The sequence below is a fragment of the Cupriavidus sp. CuC1 genome (genome assembly GCF_044627735.1).
GTDB lineage: Bacteria > Pseudomonadota > Gammaproteobacteria > Burkholderiales > Burkholderiaceae > Cupriavidus > Cupriavidus ulmosensis.
This window is the reverse complement of record NZ_JBIUHC010000032.1, coordinates 35290-57492: the sequence shown is the minus strand read 5'-3', so window position 1 is coordinate 57492 and position 22203 is coordinate 35290. Positions and strand designations below refer to the sequence as shown.

The following is a 22203-nucleotide window of genomic DNA, read 5'->3' as shown; positions in this document are numbered from 1 at the left end:
ATCGGCAACTAAAACGTTAACCTGAGGCCACATGGCATTTCTGGAGAAGTGGCGGGACCTGAAGCAAGAGGTGCTGCTGGTGCTGGCCGACGGCCAGTGGCTGCAGGCCGGCGAGCTCTACGCCCAGGTCAGGGCGCGGTATGACGAAGCGCCTAGCGACAAGACCATCCGGCGCGCGCTCGAATCCCTGGAGTACGACGACGGGCTGGTGCAGAAGCACGGCGAGGCCAGGGCGCGGCGCTGGCGCGCCAACGCCAGAGGCCTTGCCGCCGGGCCGCGTCGGACCCTGCCGGTCGACTTGTCGCTAGCGCTACTAACGCTTGAGCGCCTGGCCGCCAATCACCTCCCGGGCCACGTCATCCACGGCCTCGCGGCCTACTTCGAAGGCGCCCGCCGCACCCTTGGTGCCAGCCCCATCGCGCCGGACCTGGTCAGGGCCCGGGCATGGGCAGACAAGACGGTGCGCATTGAAGCCGGCTACCCCTTGATTGCGCCCAGGCTGGACGGGCAACTGCTTGACACGGTGCGCCATGCGCTCTACCTGAACGAAGCGCTCAAGGTGCTCTACCGGAATTCGAAGCTGGCGGGCGAGCCCGCATGCTTCGACGTCGTGCCGCCGGCGCTGGTCGAGAGAGGGCCGCTGATGTTCCTGGTGGCCTGCAGGCGCCGCCGCAATGGCGAATTCCGGCGCTACATCCTGAGAATGGACAGGCTGATCAAGGCAACCAGCACCGGCCTGCCCGGCACGCCGGATCCCGCCTTCAACCTGGACACCTATGTGCGCGGAGAACACGTCTGCGACTTCTTTCCCCAGCCAAGGGAACAAGTTTTGCTGCCCGTGCGGGAACACGGCGAGCTGCGCAATCTCTTTCGCGAGCAGAAGCTCGCCGAAGACCAGGAGATCATCCAGCAAGGCGATGGCTTCCTGCTGACCGCCTCCGTCATCCCCTCCGTGGAGTTCACCAACCTGCTGCTGGAGCGCGCGCACTTTGTCGAGGTGGTGTCACCCGCCCACCTGCGCCGCGATATCGCCACCAAGCTCAGGCAAGCCTGCCTGCCCTATGCCGACGATCTCGTTGCGCAAACTCCGGTACCGGACAACGTTTCGTCCGGTAGCCCGCGTAGGATCGCTGGTCGGCGTTGTTGACGCACAGCAAGCCGGCACGGCAACGCAGCTCCACCTTGCACCCCACTGTAGAGGGGGTATTCAAGGTAGGCTGCATCTTGAATCATGCGCGAGGCATTGTGTAGGCGTGGAGGTACTCATCTTGAAAGAATATCATCGTCGGACAGTCGTCCTCCAAGGCCGGCTGGCCGCACGTGAGTGGCGCCTGAGGGCCGCGCGCGAGCGCATCCTGGGGCTGCATATCGTAAGCATCGAGCAACTGGCGGCCCGCCTCGCGGGCGGATTCCTCAAGCCGCTGGACGACGAGAGCCTGCGCGCCGCCATCCAGGCGGCATTGCCCGAGACGCAACTGGGCGAGCTCGACAGTATCAAGGACCTGCCCGGCATGGTCGACGCCGCCGCCGACAGCCTGCGCAAGGCCTGGCGCGCCGGCATCGACCTGCAGGCGCGCGCAGCCCGGCATCCCCGCCTGCACTCCATGGCACAGCTGGAAGCCGCGGTGCTGGCCCATCTGCCCGCCGCGATGAAGCGGCCCACGGACCTCGCAAACGCGGCCATGCAGCGTCTTGTCCATGTACCGGCGCTGTTTGGTCCCATTGACCTGACCAGCCTTGCCGATGTGGCGCCGTGCTGGCACGCACTGATCAAGGCCATTGCCACGCGCACGCCAACGCGCTGGGTCGCCGGGCCCCACGCGGTGCCGTCCTGGCTCGCGGGCAGCGCGCTCACGATCGAACAATCGGCGCCGCAGCAGCCCGCGTTGCAGGCGGTGAGCGCCGCCACCGCTTACCACGAGGCCATCGAGGCCATGCGCTGGGCCCGCGGCCTGCTCGCCTCCGGTCGCGCGAAGCCCGCCGAGATTGCGATTGCCGCGGTGGCTCCTGCGGAATACGACGACCACTTCCTTGCGCTGCGCGCCGATGCCAATCTCGACCTGCATTTTGTGCACGGCGTGAAGGTGAGCGCGAGCCGCGACGGGCAGGCCGCCGCCGCATTGGCGGATATCCTGGTGCGCGGCCTGTCCCAGACACGGATGCGCCGGCTGGCAGCGCTGCATGCGGGCGCGAAGGGCGCTTTCGAGACCCTGCCCGCCGGCTGGACGCGTATCTTGCCGGCGGACGCCCCGCTGACTTCGGCGCAGGCCTGGGATCGCCTGCTGGATCGCGTGCGCGCCGAGTCGTGGCCCGACCAGACCGATCACAACGCCGCGTTGCGCGCACTCATTGCGTTGCTGGACAAGGGCATCCACGCAGCAGGCGAAGTCGGCGAGGCCGTGCTCAGCGGACGCGCGCTGGGCATCTGGCGCAAAGCGCTGCTGGCGGGCCCTGCCGCATCGATCGACACCACGCTGGAGAACCTGAAGCAGGATGACGGGCTGGAGGCCTGCGTCTCGGTGGCATGGATGCCGGCCAACGAGCTGGCGGCCGCGCCACGGCGCTTCGTGCGGCTGCTGGGCCTGAACTCCTCGCGCTGGCCGCGCGGCATTGCCGAAGACCGGCTGCTTTCCGACCACATCGTGCCGGGGAAGGAGCTGGACCCGTTCCCGGTTGCCGTCGCAGACCGGCACAGCTTCAACACCATTCTCTCTAGCACCACGGACGAGGTCGTGCTGTCGCGCTCGCGGCGCGACGGGGAAGGACGTGTCATGGGACGCAGCGCCCTGTTGCAGGGCATGCCCGCCGAGACGTACCTGCGCCGCAATGCTGTGCCCGAGCACGCCTTCAGCGAGACCGACCGCCTGCTCGCGCGGCCCGCTGAGTTCCGCGAATCGGCGCAGGCGATGGCAGCCAGCCAATGCTGGCACAACTGGCACGTGGCCGAACTCACGCCGCATGACGGCCTCGTGCGCGCCGATCATCCCGTGCTGCGCGCGATCCTGGACCGCACACAATCGGCGAGCTCGCTGCGGCAGCTGCTGCGCAATCCGCTCGGCTTTGTCTGGCAGTACGGCATGCGCTGGCGGACTCCGGAAGGCGGCGCCGAGCCGATCATGCTGGACGCCATGAGCATGGGCAACTTTGTCCACCTGACGCTTGACACCGCCTTGCAGACGCTGGAAGCTGCTGGCGGCATGGCGAAGGCCAGTCAGGAACAAGTGGTGGCCGCCGTGTGCGATGCCGCCAATGCCGCAGCCGCGCAGTGGGAGGCCGAGCAGGCCGTGCCGCCGCGCGTGATCTGGCAGCGCACGCTTGACGACGTACGCATGCTGGCGGTCCGCGCGCTGACGTGGGGCGAATCGCTGCCTGGCGCACGCGCCTACGGCGAGGTCCCGTTCGGTAACGCAGCGCCTCGCCATGATGCCGCGCTTCCCTGGGACGCGACAGCGCGCGTGGAGATTCCCGGCACAGACTTTCATATCGGCGGGTATATCGACAGGCTGGACATCTCCCAGGATGGCCGCCGTGCACTGGTGCGCGACTACAAGACCGGCCGCGCGCCCGCCACCGCAATCCGGCTGGACGGCGGCAAGGAACTGCAGCGCTGCCTCTATGCCTTCGCCGTGAAGGCGCTGCTTGGCGATGACGTGCAGATCACGGCATCGCTGCTGTACCCGAGGCAAATGGTCGAGCTGCCTCTCGAGGACGCGGATAGCGCACTGGCCGATATCTCCGGCCACCTCAGCGTCGCCAGAAGCGGCCTGCTGGCCGGCACCGCGGTCATCGGCACGGACACCGGCGGCGCTTACGACGACTTCGCCTTCGCCCTGCCGGCCAACGCCGCGGCCACATACTGCAAGCGCAAGTTCGCCGGCGCGAACGCGCTGCTTGGCGACGCGACCCTCGTCTGGGGGGCCGAATAATGAACACGACTGCCATGCCACTGAACGACAACCACGCGCGCCGCACCGCCATGGCCGACCATGACCGCTCCCTGCTGGTGGAAGCCGGCGCCGGCTCGGGCAAGACCGCGGTCATGGCCGGCCGCATCGCCATGATGCTGGCCGAAGGCATCGCCCCCCGGCACATCGCCGCCGTGACCTTTACCGAACTGGCCGCCAGCGAGCTGGTCATCCGCGTGCGCGAGTTCGTCGCCGAACTCGCCGAAGGCCGCATCCCCGCGGAGCTGAGCGCCGCCTTGCCCGATGGCCTCCATTTGCACCATCAAGGCAACCTGCACGCCGCCAGCGCGCTCATCGACGAGATCACCTGCTCGACCATCCACGGCTTCTGCCAGCGCCTGATCAAGCCCTATCCGGTCGAAGCCAACATCGACCCCGGCGCCGGCATTATGGACCGCGACCAGGGTGCACTGGCCTTCTCCGACATCATCGATGGCTGGCTGCGCGAGCAACTGGACGGCGCGCAAGCCGGGCTGATTGCCGAGCTGGTCCTGCACGATCCCGATGGCACGGTCAAGCTGGTGCACCGGATCGTCGCGGAGTTGCGCAATCACCGCAATGCGACGGTGCGGCCAGCACATCCGCTGGCCCCGCTGGTTTCCGCCTTCCGGCTCGGGGCGGCAGAACTCAGCGCATTCATGGATGAGTCGGAGATTCAGGAAGCCGAGACCATGGAGATCGCCGGGCTATTCGCCGCCATGGGGCAAGCGCTGGATTTCCGGCTCGACGAGGCACATCCCGCCGACCTCGCGCGCTTGCTGATGACCCGCCCCGACCCCGCGCTTTGCAAGGCTACCGGCGAGTTCAAGGGCTTCCGGCGCAAAGGCAAATGGGCCGACGCCGCCAGAGACGCCGGCAGGCCCCGGGCCGAAGGCGAGCTGCGCTTTGCGGCAGCCGCGCTGCTCTACCAGGCGTGCTGCGAGGCCTGGGAGGAACTGGAAGAACAGGCTGCTACCCGCGTGCTCGCCGGCCTGGTTGCCGCCGTGCAGCCCGCCATCGAGCGATTCAACGACTACAAGCGCTCCGCCGCGCTGCTCGACTTCGACGACCTGATCTTCGCCGCCCGCGACCTGCTGCGCGATCACGAGGCCGTGCGCCAGGCGCTGGCCGTGCGCTACCGCCACGTGCTGGTGGACGAGTTCCAGGACACCGATCCCCTCCAGGCAGAAATCGTCTGGCGCCTGTGCGGCGAGCCCGCCAGCGCGGACGCCCGCGACGACTGGACCCGCTTCACGATCCGCCCCGGCGCCCTGTTCCTGGTCGGCGACCCCAAGCAAGCCATCTACCGCTTTCGCGGCGCGGATGTCGCCGCCTATGTGCAGGCACGCGACGCCTTTGCCACGCTGGACGCCGGCAGCGTGCTGCCCATCGCCACCAACTTCCGCTCGCGCGCGCCGATCCTCCAATTCGTGAACGAGCGCTTCGAAGCCATCCTTCGCGCCGACGGCCAGCCGGGATTCACCGCACTCGATCCGTTCCACAATGCGGACAACGCGCAGCGCTGCGTCGTCGCGCTGCACGTGGAGGTAAAAGCGGAAGGCGACAGGGTCACCGCCGAGAACCAGCGTGACGCGGAGGCCGAAGCCGTCGCCGACATGTGCGCGCGCATGATCGGCAGTCACCCCATCGCCGACCGCAAGAGCGGCGCGCAGCGACCGTGCCGGCCCGGCGACATCGCGCTGCTGGCGCCCACGGGCAGCGACCTGTGGCGCTACGAAGCCGCGCTGGAACGCCGCGGCATCCCCGTCTCCACACAAGCCGGCAAGGGATTCTTCCAGCGGCAGGAAGTGCAGGACCTCATCGCCGTCACCCGCGTGCTGGCGGACGTGCGCGACACCCTCGCGCTCGGCGCGCTGTTGCGCGGCCCGCTGGTCGGCCTGACCGAGGAACAACTGCTCGACATCATCTGGGCGCTGCCCCGCCCGGAACACGCCCCCGACACGCTGCCGCGCCTCGATATCAACGTGGACCTGACGGCCATCCAGCATCCGCTGGCGCGCGACGTCATCGCAAAGCTGCAAGCGCTGCGCCGCAAGGCCAACGCCACCACGCCGTACGACCTACTGTCGCAAGCCATCGACATGCTGCGCATGCGGCCCATCCTGCAAGACCGCCACCGCGGACAAGCAGAGCGCGCGCTGGCCAATGTGGATCTCTACCTCAACCTCGCTCGCGCCTACGCCGTGCGCGGGCTGCGCGCCTTCGCCGAAGCCATGACGGCGGCCTGGACCGACGCATCCCGCGCCAGCGAAGGCCGCCCCGATGCACAGGAAGAAGCCGTAGCCCTCTACACCATGCACGCCGCCAAGGGGCTTGAATGGCCGATCGTGGTGCCAATCAACACCATGACGCAGGTAGTGGCGGCAGACACCGCGGTGACCGAGCGCGCCACCGGCCATCTCTACTGCCCGGTCTTCGGCATCAAGCCCGCTGGCTACGAAGATGCGCGCAATGCCGAGAAGGCCGAGCTCGAACGCGAAAGGATTCGCCTCTGGTACGTGGCCGTCACCCGCGCTCGCGAGCTGCTCGTGCTGCCGAGGCTCGACGTGCCCGTTCGAGACTCGGCGTGGATTTCTCTGCTCGACCTCTCCCTCTCGCAACTCGACGCGCTGGACCTGGACGGCCTGGAACCCGGCATCGTGGCTGCAGCTGCAACCACGGCGAATCACCAGACCCACGACAGCTTCAGGAAAGAAGCGCTCAACATCGTGCTGCAGCGCAGGCACCTCGACTGGCTCGCGCCGAGCCGCGACGAAGGCGCCAACGGCCCGCTGATGCAGGAGGAAGTGCCCGAGATCCTGATTGCGTCCGAAGACGGCGAAGCAGGCCCGTCGGCCTTGTTCCCGGTGGTGCAGGGCGGGCGCGAGCGCGGGCTCATCATTCACAAGCTGCTGGAAGAAGTGCTGACCGGCGAGACCGACGATGCCGTTGAGGCACTGGCCGCGCGCGCGGCCGAGCTGATCCCAATGCTCGGGGAAGATGCACATGAGGACGCGGCAGTCGGCCTGTCGGCCGCTGAGATGGCCGGCTGCGTGGCACGCACGCTGGCCTTGCCCGAGATTGCGGCGCTGCGGCTCACGCTGGTGCCGGAGCTGCCGGTTTATGCGTCGACGGACAACGTGACTACGGAAGAGGCCACAGTGGGTATCGCGGATGCCGCAAGCTTTGCGCACGACGGTACCCCACAGGTCATTATCGACTGGAAGAGCGATGTCAATCCGGACCCGGCCACGCTTGAGCACTATCGGGCGCAGGTGCGGAGCTATCTGGGCATGACTGGGGCGGCGCGTGGGCTGATTGTCTTGGTGACGCCGGGGTTGGTGATTCCGGTGACGCCGTGGTCTGGCGCCAGCCAGCCTGCCAGCCATTGACACGGGACCCGTTCCCTTCCACAACATGCCTTCCAATCAGACTCAATGAGCGAACTTGACCCTGGCGCTACGGCCACAATGGTGCCCTCGGGGCTCCCATACTTCACGGACGCAGACCCTTCGCTGAGCCGGTCGGCCGGCGGCCGCGACCCACTTGGTCTGCTGCCGGTATGGAGCGCGTTCGGCCGCCGACTGGTACCGAACCTGGCGTCGCCGGTTTTCCAGGTCAATGGCATCAAGGCCGTAGTCCTGATCGAATGGCTTGCGCTGCAAAAGCCGATCCAGTCTCTGCTCGATTCCGACGAGCGTGTGCGCGGGTACTTTCGGCTCATGGAAGGCCTGATCGAATACTGGCTGTTCCGCAACAACCGCCCACATTGTTTCGGCACCAACTCGCTCACCGCCGCAAAGGACGGCTTCACAGTCGACACAAGAACGACAAAGACCGTGGCGAACGGCCTCTTTCAGTACTACCGCGGCAGCTGTCGGCGAGCGGGTTTTCTTGCTGACGACGGAACAATACATCCGGGCGCGGCCAGAGAGCTGGCTCGAATCTGGCCGCAAAAGGCCATGAATGAACTAGCAGGCGCGCTTGGAGATCCCCTCGAGGCAACGGCTGCACTAGTTCCAGCCGTGCATCTGGAAGGCACTGCACTGTCGAAGGCCCTCGACACCGTCTTCAGCGATGAAGCGCTATCTACCATGCTGCGCGAGGAGCTGTTCGGCCAGACCGCACAACGCCAGCTAGCGCTCGATTTCCTGCAGCTCCGCAGAGTGGCCACCCCAGGCAAGCTGCGCCTGGACGAGCGAATCGCACGGCTTGCCTCGTCGGAGCTGCGGCACGCCATCGACTGCGTGCAGTGGTGCGAGCCCTTCCTGCTCGTGATGCAGGACGTGTTTGACCTGCTGCGTGCCTCGCCCGGGAAGCGGCTTGATCAAGTCGCCGCCGAACTCAAGCACCTGCACGCCCGGATCGCAAGCCGGGCGACAAACTTCCTGCGTCTGCGTGGAGATCTGGATTCGCAGCGCATGAAGCAGATGCTCATCCTCGCCGAGACATTGGCTGGCACCTCCGTGCCTGCCACCGGCACCACCGACACCGCGCGCCTGGTCGCCTTCATGCGAGAACTGGTGCTCTATCACGCCCGATGCATGACCGAGCGGGCACGTGACCCGCTAGTTCTGATCGAGGGAGAAGTCGTGGTTGCCCCCGTAGCCGCGGACCGTGATCCTGCCGACGCCAAGGCGCGGCTCCAGGCCGGCTATCCGTGGATGAACGACTACTACCTCAACACCGCCTCGAGCCTCTACGGGCAAGTATTCAAGGATGCGCAATGAGCACGGCGCCCGACAAGCTGGCGCGCGTGATGCGCGGCACGCTCGAACACATACGCGATCGCTTCTCTACGGAGCATGAGCGCTACGCCCTGTTCACGACCTTCAACTTCGTTTCGCAGTTCTTCGAGGCGAACGTGCTGCCCTTGCTGGTGGGAGACTCGGTTGACGACCTCAAAGGCGCATCCGAGACCCGCTATGCGATCAACGACGAACTGGGCAAGCTCAAGTGCGTTGTCGCCTGCGACCGATCCACGGGACCGGAGCCGAAGGGCGACCTCCGCTACGGCGTACTACCGGTAGGACTGCCCAGTGGCCGCTTCCACCCGAAGATCATGCTGATGGCGGGCACGCTGCGGCAGACGCGGAAGCCGGGCTTATGGCTGTCTGTCGGTAGCGGCAACCTCTCGCTGTCGGGCTGGGCGATGAATCGGGAAGTCGTGGGCATGACGGCCGTCGGCGAGCAACATGCCCGCGAGCTGATTCCATTGATTGAATGGCTGAAGGGTGAGGCGCAGCGCTATTTTGAAGCCGCCGAAGCCCGTGAGGAAGGCGATATACGCACCGTCCTGGACAAGCTGTTGATGGCACTCTCGGCCAAGGACCAACTGGCCCCGGCCGCCGCCAGTGCCCCTACCTTGCACCTCTCGCTGCCCCTCGGCGAAGGCCCGCACCGCTCCCTGCTCGATTCGCTGAGCCATGGAGGGCCGTGGCGATCGGCGACCATTGTTTCGCCCTACTGGAGCAGCGTGCCGGCTCTCGTGCAAAAACTGGGGGTCAAGGAATGCTGCTTTGTGCCATCGCTGCTGCCCGACGGAACGTACCGCTTCCCCCATGAGCCGGACGCCCGGCCCCAAGCGGTCAAGCAGCGTTATGGGAAATTCTCCGCCGATGGCGAGCGCTACACACATGCCAAGGCGTTGATGCTGGAAGACGCAAGCAAGCGACAGGTACTGTGCATCGGTTCCGCCAACTTCACGCAAGCGGCCATGCTTGCGCCGGAAGGCGACGCGTTGGCAAACGTCGAGGCCATGCTTCGCTACGATCTCGGCAAATCTCCTAATCCCTGGGCCGCACAGATTGAGCCCTTGGTGGACCCATCGCTCGTGGAGCCTGACCCGGACCAGGAAGATGAGCATGCGCCGCCGCTCCCGCCCTTCGAGGCTGTCGTCCTATGCAACTGGAAGGCACACGCGTTTAGCGGGCAACTCACGATGACCAGCAAGGAGCCAATCCGCGACATCGTACTGCACATGGACGGTTTTTCCCATCGGCTCGCCCTAACGCCGATCCATCAGAAACAGGTCCTGCCAGCGTTGCCGTTCCGCGGCTCGCAGCCAGTGCGCACGTTCTCGGTCTCCTACCTATCGGCGCGCGGCACGCGCGAGACGTTCCGTGGCCTCGTCACCCAGGTCAACGCAGAACCGGACCAGCTCGGCTACCAGCCGCGCCCCCGGTTGACGAAGGTCCTTGAACTGCTCCGCGGGCTCGATCCGGATGCCCCGGGCGGCAAGACGCGACGCCGCGCAGCAGGCACCGGTGAAGGCGAGGGTGACGGTGAAGAGGAATCCGCCGAGCCGACCTACGACTTCTTTGCCCTGTTCCAGGGGACATGGAAGCTGCTCGAGTACCACCGCAAGCGCAGCGCCGCTGGCGATCCGCCCGACCCCTACGATGCACTCGCGCCCTATGGCGCAAGGAACCTGTTCCGCGCCATCACGCTGCAGCCCGCTATTACCCCGGAAGAGAAGATCGGCAGGTACATCCAACTGGCCGAAATGCGCGATGTCTTGCGCCGGCTCAACACGATCAAACTGCCTCCTCCGGAGGAGTTTGAAAGCGAGATCGAGAACAGCATCGAAGACATGCGTGACGACATCGCCTCGATGCTACGCAAATCGCCCTCATTCACGGCGATGTTTGGCAGGTACACCGACGACCGCGCCGAGCGATTCCTTGAATGGTTCCACGCGCAAATCCGCGCCGAGGTCGTTACCGAAGGCGACACGAACACCATATCCCGCACCCAGGCCCGACATGCCGACTAGCAAGAACCTGATACCCGAAAAGCTCACCGCGAGCATGGTTCGGGAATATATCGACTTTGACGGTATTGACGCGGTCGCACCGGAGGCCGCCAGCGCCCAAGCCAAGCTCCAGAGCGCAGGCGTTGCCGGGCTATGGCATCTGCTGGAGAGCAAAGGCTTCGCCTATCTCTGCGATGAGGTCGGGATGGGCAAGACCCGCCAGGCGATGGGGATTATCGCCACGCAATTCCTGCGCAAGCCCGATTCCCGCGTAGTCATCATCTGCTCCAGCGCAACGCTGCAGCGCCAGTGGCAGAGCGAGTGGTCGGAGTTTCTTCGCACCTGCTACAAACTGCTTGACGGCAGGCTGCTCGACGAGACAAACGGGCGCCAGCTCGAGACCTTGCACTTTCATGGCAATCTCCGCGACTTCGTCGCAGCCCTGCGCCTGGGTGAAGCGCGCATTCACCTGCTGCGCTATTCGTCGTTGCGCCGCCCCCTCAATCTTCAGGGCGACAGCCCGGAAGCCATCCTCCAGGACTACGCGAACCTGGTGGGCGTGGACGGCGTGGAGCGGTTGAGCGATGAGGAGCGCAAGATTGCCCAGGCCCACGCCAAGCCGTCGCAGACAAGCAGGGAGGACATTACCCACGCTCTGAGCGAGGAATACTGCAAACGCATCGGGGCGCTGATGACGTGTGGCAGGATAGGCGACGAGCCCGTCCAGCCGCTTGACCTGGCGATCTTCGATGAAGCGCAGTACCTGCGTCATACGGACAACTACCAGAACAGCCATATTGCCGGCATCTTCCGCCGTAACGTCCATCGCTGGCTGTTCATGAGCGCAACGCCACTGCACTCCAGCGCCGGAGACATCCGCAGTCTCGACGCCTATCTATGCCGCTTGCCTTCGCGGCTCAATGCCGAAGGCAAGTCGGCAATCCCCGGCGCGTGCGGGGATTGCAGCCACAAAGCGCGATGCAGCCGCGCCACCTGGACGCTCGACCCTAAGCTTGGCCTCAAGGTCGACGTGATCGACCTACTTGCCGAGATGATGGTGCGCCGGACCCGCACTTACGCGGACAGCCAGCATCAGCGCTACGGCAAGATCGAGTATCGGAAGTATGAGCGCGTGCGCTACACGGGAGCCGACGATCCCTTTCTGTCGCTGACCATGGCATTGGTGCAGAAGCGTCTGGTTGGCGTGCTGGCGGGCAAGCAAAACAGGTTCCGTCAGGGCGAATGCGCGTCGTTCGAGTCTCTGTCGACCTCGGTCCGGCGTTCCGAGGCCAGCCGCAAGGCCTTCGTAGCGAAAGACACCGTAGAGCGTGAGTACGAAACCGCACTCGACCGAAAGCAAGCGGGCGCTGACGACAAGGCAAACAGGGCAATGGACCGGACCGTCATCGACGAGCTGAATCACAGCTTTGTCAAAGCGATGAACGGACGCACGGGCGCGGAGCGCCCGGGGCAGCATGCCATGGCGCTGCCCCATGCCAAGCTGAACCGGACGGCAGAGGCGCTGTTCGAGCGCAGCCTGAAGGACGGCGCAGGCGACAAGACGCTGGTGTTTGTCCGCCGCATCGATACGGTCGAGGAAATCCGGGACCTGCTTCACGTGCAATTTCAGCGGCAGGTCGACCGGCGCATTGAGGCATGGGAAACGCTGGCCGGCCTCGACGCATTCGGCGGAAAGGGCAACCCGGGAATGACGCCTGATGCATTCTGGGCGAGCCGACTGGCTGAAGATGACTCGCATGATGCGAATGAGGGCGAAGACGCGCCGAGCGACAGCCTCGACGGCAATGACGACGATGAAGACGATGAAGATGGCGAGAACGGCGAAACATTCCGGGCCAGCGAGTTCCGCGAGGCGATCGCGTTACCGTACTTCGATGCATTGAAGCGCGCGTCGGGTGAGAGGAAGCAGAACGGCAAGCTGGTCTCGTTCATTCAACGGCTGCTTAGCGCAACCTTGCCCTCGCAGAAGCCGCTACGTGGCTTCCTGCTGAGGCGGCCCGAAGAGCCGACTGGTACCGAGGAGCAGAACGAGCGCATCTGGCGGAAGAACGCCGAACGGTGGGCGCGTTTTCTCGACATCGTTCTCGGCGCAGCCCGCATCGATGCGCTTCGCGTCGATCCGCGCAACAAATGGCTCTTCGATGACACGGATGAACCTGCGGATGCGGGGTGGAAACGCGCGGCTTTGCAACGCTGCATACTGCAGTCGATGCGGCAGACCGACTTCATCGTGGATCTGTACGTGCTGCACTCGCGCGTGGCCCGCACGCCCGACAACGCAACCGAGCTGCCGGAGAAACTCCTGTGGCTGTTGGAGCATGCCGGCGACCCGGTTCTGGGTGAGCTATCCGTCTACGTAGCCAACTGGAAGGAGAAGTTTCGGCGCTGGATCGAACACTTCGACTTGATCGTCGACAAATGCCTGCGCGGCGGTGACGCCACAGACTGGAAAGGGATCTGTGAAGAGGAGATCAATCGTGCATTCAGTTTGATGTCGCCAGTGATAGGGCGATCCAGCCGGCTCAAGAACCAGAATGCGGTCAGGCAATTCAAGTTCCCCACCCATCCGAACGTGCTGATCTGCACCGACGTGCTCAAAGAAGGGGTGGACATGCACCTCTTCTGCGACTCAGTTGTGCACTACGGCGTCGCCTGGACCTCCGGCGACCTCGAGCAGCGCATCGGACGCGTTGACCGGCTCGGCAGCCTCATCGGCCGGCGCATCGAGCAGTACGCCCGGGCTGAGCAAGCCGGCGGGCCGGCCGAGCTACCACGCCTGGGCGTAGCCTTCCCCTATCTTGACGGCACGCTCGATCGATACCAGGTGGACCGAATCATCCGTGCAAAGATCACCAGCGACCTGCGGATGGATCTTGGCAAGCGCAAGGACGAGATGGGGGAGGTCGATGTTGCCTCGCTGGAAGCCGACGAGCGCGTTTTTCTGACGGCAGCAGGCAACAGCGCGTCTGATGAGCCGTTCTTCCCCGAGTCAGCCAGGTTCGTAATGAATGACGAGGCCTCGGTGCCGCTAATGTTGCCCACCAACCTCCGCGACGGGCAAGCCGAACGCGGCAGCCCTCGCGAAGCGGGCACGGTGGGAGAAGGTCAGTACCTCACCGCCATCGACGCCGTCCGCGTGCGGCGGCATGTGGACAGCCAATCGCCCTTGCTGCGCGTCGTTCCAGGCGAAGACAACGGAGCACGCAAGAAAGGCAAGGCATCGCGCAAGGAAACTGCGGTCAGGCGAACGGAAGAAGTGCTGGTACCCTGCGCAAGCAATCAAGGCGGCACGACTGCGGCCAGTGCCGACCGCGCCGGATCGCCCGCTGCGGAACTTTGCATCACGGTTCCGGCGGGGGTGCGCAGCGTCCATGGCCACGGATTCGCTATCGATGACAAGTTGAAAACGCTGACATGCACGGCGGACGTGTCGTTTGCGCTGGCTGCCGCCGGCCCCATGAGCGGCAAGGCGTTGCTGGAATCCATCGGCGACACGCTCTGGCTGCTCCGCGCAGCCGTATGCGATGCATGGGATGAGAAGAACAAACTGGACGACACGCTGGCCGGCCACAACGCCATGAGGCAATGGGGCTACCTGATGAAGGATGCCGGCATCATCTGGCTAGCCGCCGTCGTCCAGAAGAGCGCAGGCGATGAATGGCACTTGCTGACGCGGCTCGCAGCCGACATCGCACGCGCAGCGCTGCATTACCGCAGGGTGCTCCCAGTCTCGGCTGACGACAAGGTGAAGAGCTTTCGATCGCGTAGCGCATTTCCCTCATTAATCGCATTCAGCAGCCCCCGCAGCAATCCGGCAATGCGCCTCTCTGCGCTAGCCGGACAATTTACCAACAATACTCTCCCAAATATGCAGAATGATGACCTGTTGGCCTGCGGCCAGATGCTCGCCGGCGTGAGGACCTGGTTCTCCGAAGCTTTCCAGGCCGTATTAGACAGCCTCCACGAAGCCAGTGGTGACAGTGCCGAGCGCAAGCTGGCCGTCGCGCCACTGGCATTCCTGGAAAACGGATTGCTGCATCTGCGCACTACCGGCAAACAGCGCTACAGCCTGCAAGGCTATCTGGATCTAAGCGGCGTGATCGCAGGTAAGGGCGTGATGGACGGGCCTAAGCTTGTCTGGGAACTTACCGCCAGCCCGATCCAATCCGGCAGGTTTCCCACTCTTGAGCATTCGGGGCTTGAGCAACTGCCTCACGCCCTGCCGGACATCTGGGAGGGGCAACCCGCAGACGGCTACGGCGCATTTACCTGCAAGGACGACAGGTATCGCTATCTCGCGCTCTACCATGAGCCTGCGTTCTGGGACAGCGCCCGTGACGAGCTGCTGGGCGCTTGGCAGGTGGCACTAGGGAAGATGCAATCGTCCCCCAATTTTTTACGACAAAGCTGTCGCGACGCGTTTCTCGAGGCCATGATCGCGCAGCGCATTGCGGCGTGAACCTAAGCGCATTGTGGCTGGGTCCTCTCCCCATGAGGGCTCAGGACCCACTGCCTGCCCCCTCGATTCAATAGCCATCCATGAACAATACCATTTCCACCAGCCGCGCGGTCCAGCGTGTCGCCTTGCCGTCGATCAGCAGCGCAGCGATGCCAAGGCGATTTAGTTCATCGCGGATCTCCCGCACCAACGCGCTGCCCGCAAACACCGCGGGCCAGCTGCGGTAGCCACTCGGCCAGGGCAACGTGTAAGCGACCTGCTTGCGCGTGCCGCCCCTGCCCGGCACATGGCCAATATGCTGGAGGTAAGATGGGATACCCAGCTGCCCGTCGGCAACCAGCAATGCATCGATGCGCCGGATAAGCGAGTGCGCAACCCGGCTGTCCCAGATGACCAGACCGTTGTCTTCCCCAACGTGCCCGGTGGCAAACGCAGCCACCTTGGTCCAGCCGCTGTTCATCAGCGCGCCAGGCTGGGAGATGCCGCCGATGGCGGACAGGAATACCGCTTCCACCGTGCGGGCATCGAACGGCTTCTGTGGCACACCGCCCCATTTGAAGACCGCTCTGGCAAAGTCGTTTGCCTGCTCTTTCTCCTGATGCGTCCAGCGTCCTGCGGTTGCTGCAAGCGCCTGCGCAGTGTTCAACAGGGGAGTCAGACGCAGCTGCGTAGCGCGATGATCAACGTCGGGCGTTGGCCAGAAGTAGGCCTCAAGCCGTTCCGCCCAGCCCTGCACTTGCCCCCGCACGGCCTTACCGCGGTATCGCGGCTGAAACGGCTCTTGGTCAATCCACTGAACCAGGCGCGCAACCAGGTCGCCACGGCTGCCGGCTCCGCCAACAGGAGCGGCCATCACTGCCGCCGTGCCCTGCTCGACATAAGGATCCAGCGACGCCGCTAGCAATTCGTCCACGCCACCAGCCTCCACCTCAATATCTGCCGCCAGCAAGGCCTCGATTTCTTCGGCCCATGCCGGATCGCTAGCAGATGTCTTCAATAGTGTCTGGGCGTCCGGCGTGAGCCGCGCCCCTTCCACAAGCCGTCCGGACGCCGGGTTGCGGACGCCACCCAGAGGTTCCAACAGATGAGCATTCGCCGCCATCAGATCGCCGGTAGCCTGCATCGTGTTCCGGTACGGCGGCGTTGCGAGGGTCCGGCAAAGGACATTTAGTGAGAAATGTCCGCCCGCGGCAAGCTGCAGCGCCAGAGGATCTATGCTAGGCAACCTCGGCATGGCGTCAGTCAGGGGGTCAAGCGATGGCTGAAAGCGCTGGAACCAGATCGACCATGCAGCGAGGAATTTCTCATCGGGAATTTGCTGCCCGTTTGCGTGGGAAAGTGTGAACACTGTCTTGTCTAAATATTGTGTGGATGGAAAGCCAATGGGGAGACTGCCTAGATCTTCTCCAGCAATGTCTCCGCAGCCCGCTCCGAGATCACCAGCACCAGCTTCATCGTCGCCCGGGTAGCACCAACAAAGAGCCGCCGGATCTCCTTCTCGGTCATCGACTCAAAGTCGATCTCAGCAAAAACCACGGCTGGCGCCGACTGCCCCTTGAACCGAAACACCGATTCCGCCAGCACATCGCCCTGCGAGTAAATCGGCCGCCCCAGCGCATCGTAGTTGCCCGTGAAAGTGCGCAGCTTGTGTGGGCCAAGCTGGTCATAACCAAGCAACCGCGAATTCTCCCGGCCACGATAGCTCAGTAGCGCAACGTCTTCCTTGCGAAAGCCCGCCGAGTAGCACATGCGGATGCCATCCTTCACCGACTGCAACAACCCCGCGTTGTCCTCATAGACTAGGAACTCCACCTCCGCCGCAGAAATCGGCGCGGTAGCTTCAATCTCCACATCCGGCGGCAGCAACGGCTGCAGCATCTTCACCACCGGCCGCGGGCTACGGAAGTTGCTCTTGGCGCGCAGGCGCACCCACCCCGGCAACTCCGCCGGCGGGTGCCCGTACAGGTTCTGCATCGGATCCTCCAGCCACAGCACGCGCGCTGCCGGCCTGGCATGCCGCAAGACCAGGTCGCGCCACTCCGGCGCAAGGTCCTGACCCTCATCCACAATCACCGTGTCGAAGAGAAACGCCTCCGGAACGGCAAGCCGCGCCACGTCCGCAACCAGCTCCGAGAACGCCTCCGGTCGCGTGAAATCCGGCAACCCACCGCTATGCCTGAGCAACTGATCGCACAGCATGTGAAACGTACAAACCAACCCGCCAGCCGGCGCAATGCGCCCGAAGTGATCAGCCAGCGGCCGGTTGAAGCAAACATAAAGCGGACTCCGCCCACGATCGATGGCATCCCGATACTCTGCCAGGGCCAGCTGCGTCTTGCCCGATCCGGCCGTGCCGGTTACCCGCAAGCGAAACGGCTCGATATCCAGCTGGCGCGCCCAATGCGACAAGCCACCGGAAACCCGCGTAACCAAGGTACGAGCCTGCCCGATGAGCGCGCTAACGTCTGTTTCCAACTGGATGGTGTCGCACAAGAAACGATGCACCCGCTCCGCCAGCGCCTGCTTTTCGCCAAGCGGCAGGAACGTCTGAATCAACCCGCACAGCTGGTCGCGCCGCCTGGCATCGACGATGCGCTCAGGGGTCAGGCCCGCCGTCGACGGAGACTGGACCGTATAGTCCGGGCAGTAAAGCAGATGCTCGATGACCACCGGCTGCCCATGCAGGCAGCGCATCAACTTGTTGCGAAGCCCATCCGCCGTGCGGCCCATCTGGACCGACACAAACTTGATCTTGCCGGCATAGTTCTTGGCCAGGCCGTCGGCAGTCTCCTCAAGAAAGCCGCTCTTCTGCTCAATGATCAGTAACTGCCCCGCGCGGTTCACGACGACAAAGTCGATTTCCCCGTAGATTGCATGTGCGCGCTCGACGTTGGTCCAGTGGACGGAGTGGTAGACGGAATAACCATCAGGGAGCCCATTGGCCAGGGTAGCTAGTGTGTCGAGCTCGCGCTGAACGGGGCCGCTGGCTTCCATGGTTTCCCAGCCGTCGGGGATGACGCGTGCCACTGGTGTTCTCCGGTGTATTTTAGGATGGGGGGAGGATACATCAGTGGAGCGTATTTGGTGGGGCTGGTTAGCAATGGTTGAGTACCATGAACCGTTCGCAGTCAACGCCTCTTGCGGCGGCATCCCAGCTAGGGAATCGCTTATGTGGACGCCTCCCGGACTGCAAGCTGATTGACATGGTGGTCGACAGGTGAAGGCAGCACGCTTATGTCCGGCCTGTTTGTGCAGGCCGTACAGCCTGCTGGCCCATATGGAATTCGCTGACGAGGTCCCCATCTGCTCATCGAGCATGGCTGCTCACATTCCCTATCGGGTTTTCCTCGTCCCGGTCCAACCTGTTAGCCATCATGCGATCGTTGCTTGCGCTCCTTGAGAAAGGTAAGTTCAGGCCATTGTGAGGCACCCGTCTGGCTATAAAGCGGTGGCGGGTGCCGTGTATCTCATGTCCTTCGCCAATACCGCCCAGATGGTCCTGGCGAGTTTGTTGGCTACCGCAGCCACCACGACATTAAAGGGACATCGTTTGAGCAATTCCTCGAGCCAGGCGGTTCGTCCACCTTTGGTGACCACTGATCTGGCGCCGTGTATGAGCAGGGTACGGAGATAGGTGTCGCCTCGCTTGCTAATGCCGAGCTGGCGCACGCGACCTCCGGTGCCCGTTTGTTTCGGTACCAGGCCTAGCCAGGCGGCGAACTCACGCCCGGAGCGAAAGGTCTTGGCATCCCCGGTGGCGGCTACCGCGGCGGTCGCTGTGAGCAGGCCCACGCCAGGAATTTCAGCGATCTTCTGGCATTCCTGATTGTCGCGAAGCGCAACCTTGAGTCGACGCTCCAGCGCAGCGATTTCCTTGTCGGTTGCCTGCACGCGTGTCCATTGCTCTCGTAGGCTGTCGATGAGCATGGCCGGCAAGCGATCCGCGATCTTGGCAAGCGCCCCAGAAATCTTCGTGGCAAATTCCCGGTAACCTTCCGGAAGCACTTCACCAAACTCATAGAGTAAGCCGCGCAATGCATTAGTCTGCATGATCCGGAACTTCATCAGTTGAGCCCGGATGCGGTGCAGCGCCAGAATGGTCTGTTGCTGCTCGCTCTTGATCGCAACAAACCGCGCCTCGGGCTGCCGGACTGCTGTCCAGATAGCTCTGGCATCGGCAGCGTCGGTTTTATTACGCAACACAAAGGGACGAACCGATCGCGCAGAGATCAGCTTTACCTCGTGGCCGAGTGCCTGCAACTGCCGCGCCCAATGGTGAGCGCTGCCGCACGCTTCGATAGCAACGAGTGAGCGCTCCCGCTTTGTGAAGAACTCTGTCACTTGGCCTCGCTTGAGCTTGATCCGCTCGATCTCGCCAGTGTTCGCATCGACCGCATGCAGTTGGAAGATATGCTTGGCAATATCCATGCCGATCACAGTGAGCTTCATTTGGGACACCTCCCGCTAAGGTGGTTGCACGCTCTCCACTTTGGCACAACGGCGCCCTCGTGGTGAAGTTCCTCTCGCAGGTGAGCACCCGTTGCCGGGGGGAGGCGTCCATACCATCTGATCAACGAGGTCTTCGTATGACGCTGCCAACGGCTTTAGCTTTGGCTTTTCACAAAGAGGGAGAAACGGGCCAGCTTCGCCACGCTTTTCGCTCATTTCGCGCCATTTCTGGCGCGCTTTGCGCGATCAGGACGGATTGCTCCCCTGTGAGGCCAACAACAGCTTCCTGGCGAGCACCAGATTCGCCAGACCAAACAGGCTGAACAACTGCGCCGTGTTCTCGACCAGGCCCTTGTAGCGAACCTTGCGATGACCGAAGAGATTCTTAATGACGTGGAATGGATGCTCGACCCGTGCCCGGATCTGGGCCTTGGCCCGTTCGACGGCGATCAGCAAGTCCTTGACCGCACCGTCACGCATCGCCTTGATTTTGCCGCGCTTGACGGCCACCTGCCACTTCACGGACTTGCCTTGCATCTCCTCGCGCTTCTCCACGCCCGTGTAGCCCGCGTCGCCAAACGCGTGCTTCTCGTGGCCATGCAACAAAGCGTGTGCCTGCGACACGTCCGACTCGTTCGCTGCGGTGCCCGCCACGCTGTGTACCAGCCCAGAAGCCGCATCCACGCCGACATGGGCCTTCATGCCAAAGTGCCACGCATTTCCTTTCTTGGCCTGGTGCATCTCCGGGTCGCGGCTCTTCTCTTTGTTCTTGGTCGACGGTGGCGCCTCAATTATGGTGGCATCCACAATCGTGCCTTCCTTCATCATCAGCCCCCGCTCGCACAGCATGATGCCGATCTCGTCGAACAGTTTTCGCGTCAGTTCATGCTCGACGAGCAGGCGGCGAAACTTGAGCAGCGTGGTCGCGTCTGGCACCGCTTCGACTGCCAGGTCGATCCCGGCAAACGCCCGCATCGCCATGCTGTCATACAGCGCGTCTTCCAGCGCCTCGTCCGACAGGCCGTACCACTGCTGAAGGAAGTAAATGCGCAGCATTCGCTCCAGTCCGATCGGCGGCCGTCCACGTTTGCCCTTGGGGTAGTACGGCTCGACCGCCGCAATCAGGCGCGACCACGGCACCACGCTTTCCATCTCCGTCAGGAAGCGCTGGCAGCGCTGGCGGCGCGTCACCCGCTTCTTGCCGTGGCTTTCCGCTTCCGCAAAACTGATCTGTCGCTTCATCACCGGACCTGAATCATGGACACGCTTATGACAACGCACTCACCCAATGCCTCGATGACTCGCGCACTGATTTAGCGGGCCTAGTGTCTTGCGCGGACATTCGTTGAGCCGCCTGGCTCCAGCTTTTGTGGGCCCGAGCGGCAATTGGGCGTTGTCAGAAGCAGACATTTCAAATGGGTCAGAAAGGGGTGCTGGCAGTTGAGGCACACCTAATCGCGAATGAGAGCTGTCAGCTCACCGGCGCGCCATGCCTTGATGATCCGCATCCTCTCCTCATTCGTTAGAACACCCGTGAAAGGCGATGCGTTTCGCAATCGGATGCCCCGTGGGCCGGGATCCACCAGGATGGCCAGGATACCGTCAACCGGCCCTTGCAACAGTTCGCGCCATTCCAGACGATCAGCCGATTCCGTGCCGTCAGCGGACTTCCAGCGGTTCAGAGTGCTGATTGCCTGTCTCAGTAGCGATGGATCAGCACGAAGCTTCTCCGCGATAATCTTGTGAAGGGCGAGGCTACGCACTTCCGGCCGTGGAGGCGGCGCCCACGTCGAACCGCTGTCACCTTTCATGGCTATACTCCGGTCGAATAATTCCTCAATGCTGGTGTCTGTGCCGGGCCGCAGGCTCCTCGATGGGCTGCATCCCAGCGAGCATCTTTGTCCTGGCCAATGAATGGGCTGAGTGTGCCGTGATTTTCGCCGGCACGAACCCGCGGACAGCGATCGCGTCCTCAATCCAGCAGATCACGTCGTAGTCCCACCCACGCTCGTCGTCGCCAAGGTCTTGGTCAAGGCTCAGTTCTTCGACCCGAGCGGTCTGCAGCATGCCGATGACTTCGCTTGGCCAGTAGGCTCCTACCTATCCACAAGATCGGCTTGAGTTCCCGCACCAAATCGGGTCGGCGCTGGCATAGGTACCGTTGGCGGGCGCCCTTGGCGGCCGTTGTTTCCCCGAGCGTAGCATTGATCGCGCCTCCCGGAACACCCAAGTGTGACACCATTCACAAAGATGCAATCATACTATCCCGATCGTCACAGCAGATGAGCAAAGTGCATCTCCAGCTTCTTACGCTCGCAGGGGATCGCTGATATTCCGCGATGGTCGTAATCAGCCGGGAAACATTTCTGGCTTCCTCTTGACCGCGCCGCAGTTGATGATGCCTTCGTCCGGGAAGGCGGTATGCTGCTGCGACGCCGAACATGGGGCAATCTCGAGCTTGCGAGCTTCAGCCCCGATGGCGTTGATGGTGTCTGCCCTATCCAGCGGGACGGCCCGTATGTGCCGGCTCAATGCTGGCGAGAGTCCCGACGCCAGAGCCACCCGCATAGCCTTCT

At 63.7% G+C, this 22203-nt stretch carries 11 protein-coding genes and 1 pseudogene; 6 read left to right on the top strand and 6 right to left on the bottom strand.

Going from position 1 to position 22203, the window contains the following annotated elements; genetic code table 11:
• Positions 1 to 31 precede the first annotated feature (31 nt).
• The 6 genes from ACGLHR_RS16140 to ACGLHR_RS16115 all read left to right on the top strand — a co-directional run bounded on the left by ACGLHR_RS16140 (position 32) and on the right by ACGLHR_RS16115 (position 15178).
• A complete protein-coding gene (locus ACGLHR_RS16140; RefSeq protein WP_400095136.1) occupies positions 32 to 1147 on the top strand; it encodes a helix-turn-helix transcriptional regulator in 1116 nt (371 codons plus the stop codon).
• A gap of 121 nt (positions 1148 to 1268) precedes the next feature.
• Positions 1269 to 3926, top strand: a complete 2658-nt coding sequence (locus ACGLHR_RS16135) for a PD-(D/E)XK nuclease family protein (RefSeq protein ID WP_400095135.1) — start codon at positions 1269 to 1271, stop codon at positions 3924 to 3926.
• Positions 3927 to 3940: 14 nt separating this feature from the next.
• Complete coding sequence (locus ACGLHR_RS16130; protein WP_400095134.1) at positions 3941 to 7336, top strand: UvrD-helicase domain-containing protein; 3396 nt, start codon at positions 3941 to 3943, stop codon at positions 7334 to 7336.
• A gap of 45 nt (positions 7337 to 7381) precedes the next feature.
• Positions 7382 to 8674 carry a hypothetical protein gene (locus ACGLHR_RS16125; protein ID WP_400095133.1) on the top strand — a complete coding sequence of 431 codons (1293 nt, stop codon included), beginning with the start codon at positions 7382 to 7384 and terminating at the stop codon, positions 8672 to 8674.
• Positions 8671 to 10719: a hypothetical protein gene (locus ACGLHR_RS16120; RefSeq protein WP_400095131.1), complete on the top strand. Its 2049-nt coding sequence runs from the start codon at positions 8671 to 8673 to the stop codon at positions 10717 to 10719. The genes ACGLHR_RS16125 and ACGLHR_RS16120 overlap by 4 nt, the downstream gene beginning before the upstream one ends.
• Positions 10709 to 15178 (top strand): helicase-related protein, encoded by a 4470-nt coding sequence (locus ACGLHR_RS16115; protein ID WP_400095130.1) that lies wholly within the window; start codon positions 10709 to 10711, stop codon positions 15176 to 15178. The genes ACGLHR_RS16120 and ACGLHR_RS16115 overlap by 11 nt, the downstream gene beginning before the upstream one ends.
• 67 nt (positions 15179 to 15245) lie before the next feature.
• On the opposite strand, the gene ACGLHR_RS16110 is transcribed toward ACGLHR_RS16115, so the two are convergent.
• The 6 genes and pseudogenes from ACGLHR_RS16110 to ACGLHR_RS16085 form a co-directional block, all read right to left on the bottom strand.
• Complete coding sequence (locus tag ACGLHR_RS16110; RefSeq protein ID WP_400095128.1) at positions 15246 to 16526, bottom strand: hypothetical protein; 1281 nt, start codon at positions 16524 to 16526, stop codon at positions 15246 to 15248.
• A 47-nt stretch (positions 16527 to 16573) separates the two neighbouring features.
• Positions 16574 to 18328, bottom strand: a complete 1755-nt coding sequence (locus ACGLHR_RS16105; protein WP_400095126.1) for an ATP-binding domain-containing protein — start codon at positions 18326 to 18328, stop codon at positions 16574 to 16576.
• A gap of 288 nt (positions 18329 to 18616) precedes the next feature.
• Positions 18617 to 19627 carry an IS110 family transposase gene (locus ACGLHR_RS16100; RefSeq protein ID WP_400095125.1) on the bottom strand — a complete coding sequence of 337 codons (1011 nt, stop codon included), beginning with the start codon at positions 19625 to 19627 and terminating at the stop codon, positions 18617 to 18619.
• Positions 19628 to 19873: 246 nt separating this feature from the next.
• Positions 19874 to 20869 (bottom strand): IS5 family transposase, encoded by a 996-nt coding sequence (locus tag ACGLHR_RS16095; protein WP_400095124.1) that lies wholly within the window; start codon positions 20867 to 20869, stop codon positions 19874 to 19876.
• A 209-nt stretch (positions 20870 to 21078) separates the two neighbouring features.
• Complete coding sequence (locus ACGLHR_RS16090) at positions 21079 to 21438, bottom strand: hypothetical protein (RefSeq protein ID WP_400095123.1); 360 nt, start codon at positions 21436 to 21438, stop codon at positions 21079 to 21081.
• Between the two features lie 25 nt (positions 21439 to 21463).
• Positions 21464 to 21709: pseudogene (locus ACGLHR_RS16085) on the bottom strand (cyclic-phosphate processing receiver domain-containing protein); the annotation flags it as partial.
• Positions 21710 to 22203 lie beyond the last annotated feature (494 nt).

Coding starts and splice junctions, on each gene's coding strand:
- ACGLHR_RS16140 (WP_400095136.1), top strand. CDS start 32: ATGGCATTTCTGGAGAAGTGGCGGGACCTGAAGCAAGAGGTGCTGCTG.
- ACGLHR_RS16130 (WP_400095134.1), top strand. CDS start 3,941: ATGCCACTGAACGACAACCACGCGCGCCGCACCGCCATGGCCGACCAT.
- ACGLHR_RS16125 (WP_400095133.1), top strand. CDS start 7,382: ATGAGCGAACTTGACCCTGGCGCTACGGCCACAATGGTGCCCTCGGGG.
- ACGLHR_RS16120 (WP_400095131.1), top strand. CDS start 8,671: ATGAGCACGGCGCCCGACAAGCTGGCGCGCGTGATGCGCGGCACGCTC.
- ACGLHR_RS16115 (WP_400095130.1), top strand. CDS start 10,709: ATGCCGACTAGCAAGAACCTGATACCCGAAAAGCTCACCGCGAGCATG.
- ACGLHR_RS16105 (WP_400095126.1), bottom strand. CDS start 18,328: ATGCCGCCGCAAGAGGCGTTGACTGCGAACGGTTCATGGTACTCAACC.
- ACGLHR_RS16100 (WP_400095125.1), bottom strand. CDS start 19,627: ATGAAGCTCACTGTGATCGGCATGGATATTGCCAAGCATATCTTCCAA.
- ACGLHR_RS16095 (WP_400095124.1), bottom strand. CDS start 20,869: ATGAAGCGACAGATCAGTTTTGCGGAAGCGGAAAGCCACGGCAAGAAG.
- ACGLHR_RS16090 (WP_400095123.1), bottom strand. CDS start 21,438: ATGAAAGGTGACAGCGGTTCGACGTGGGCGCCGCCTCCACGGCCGGAA.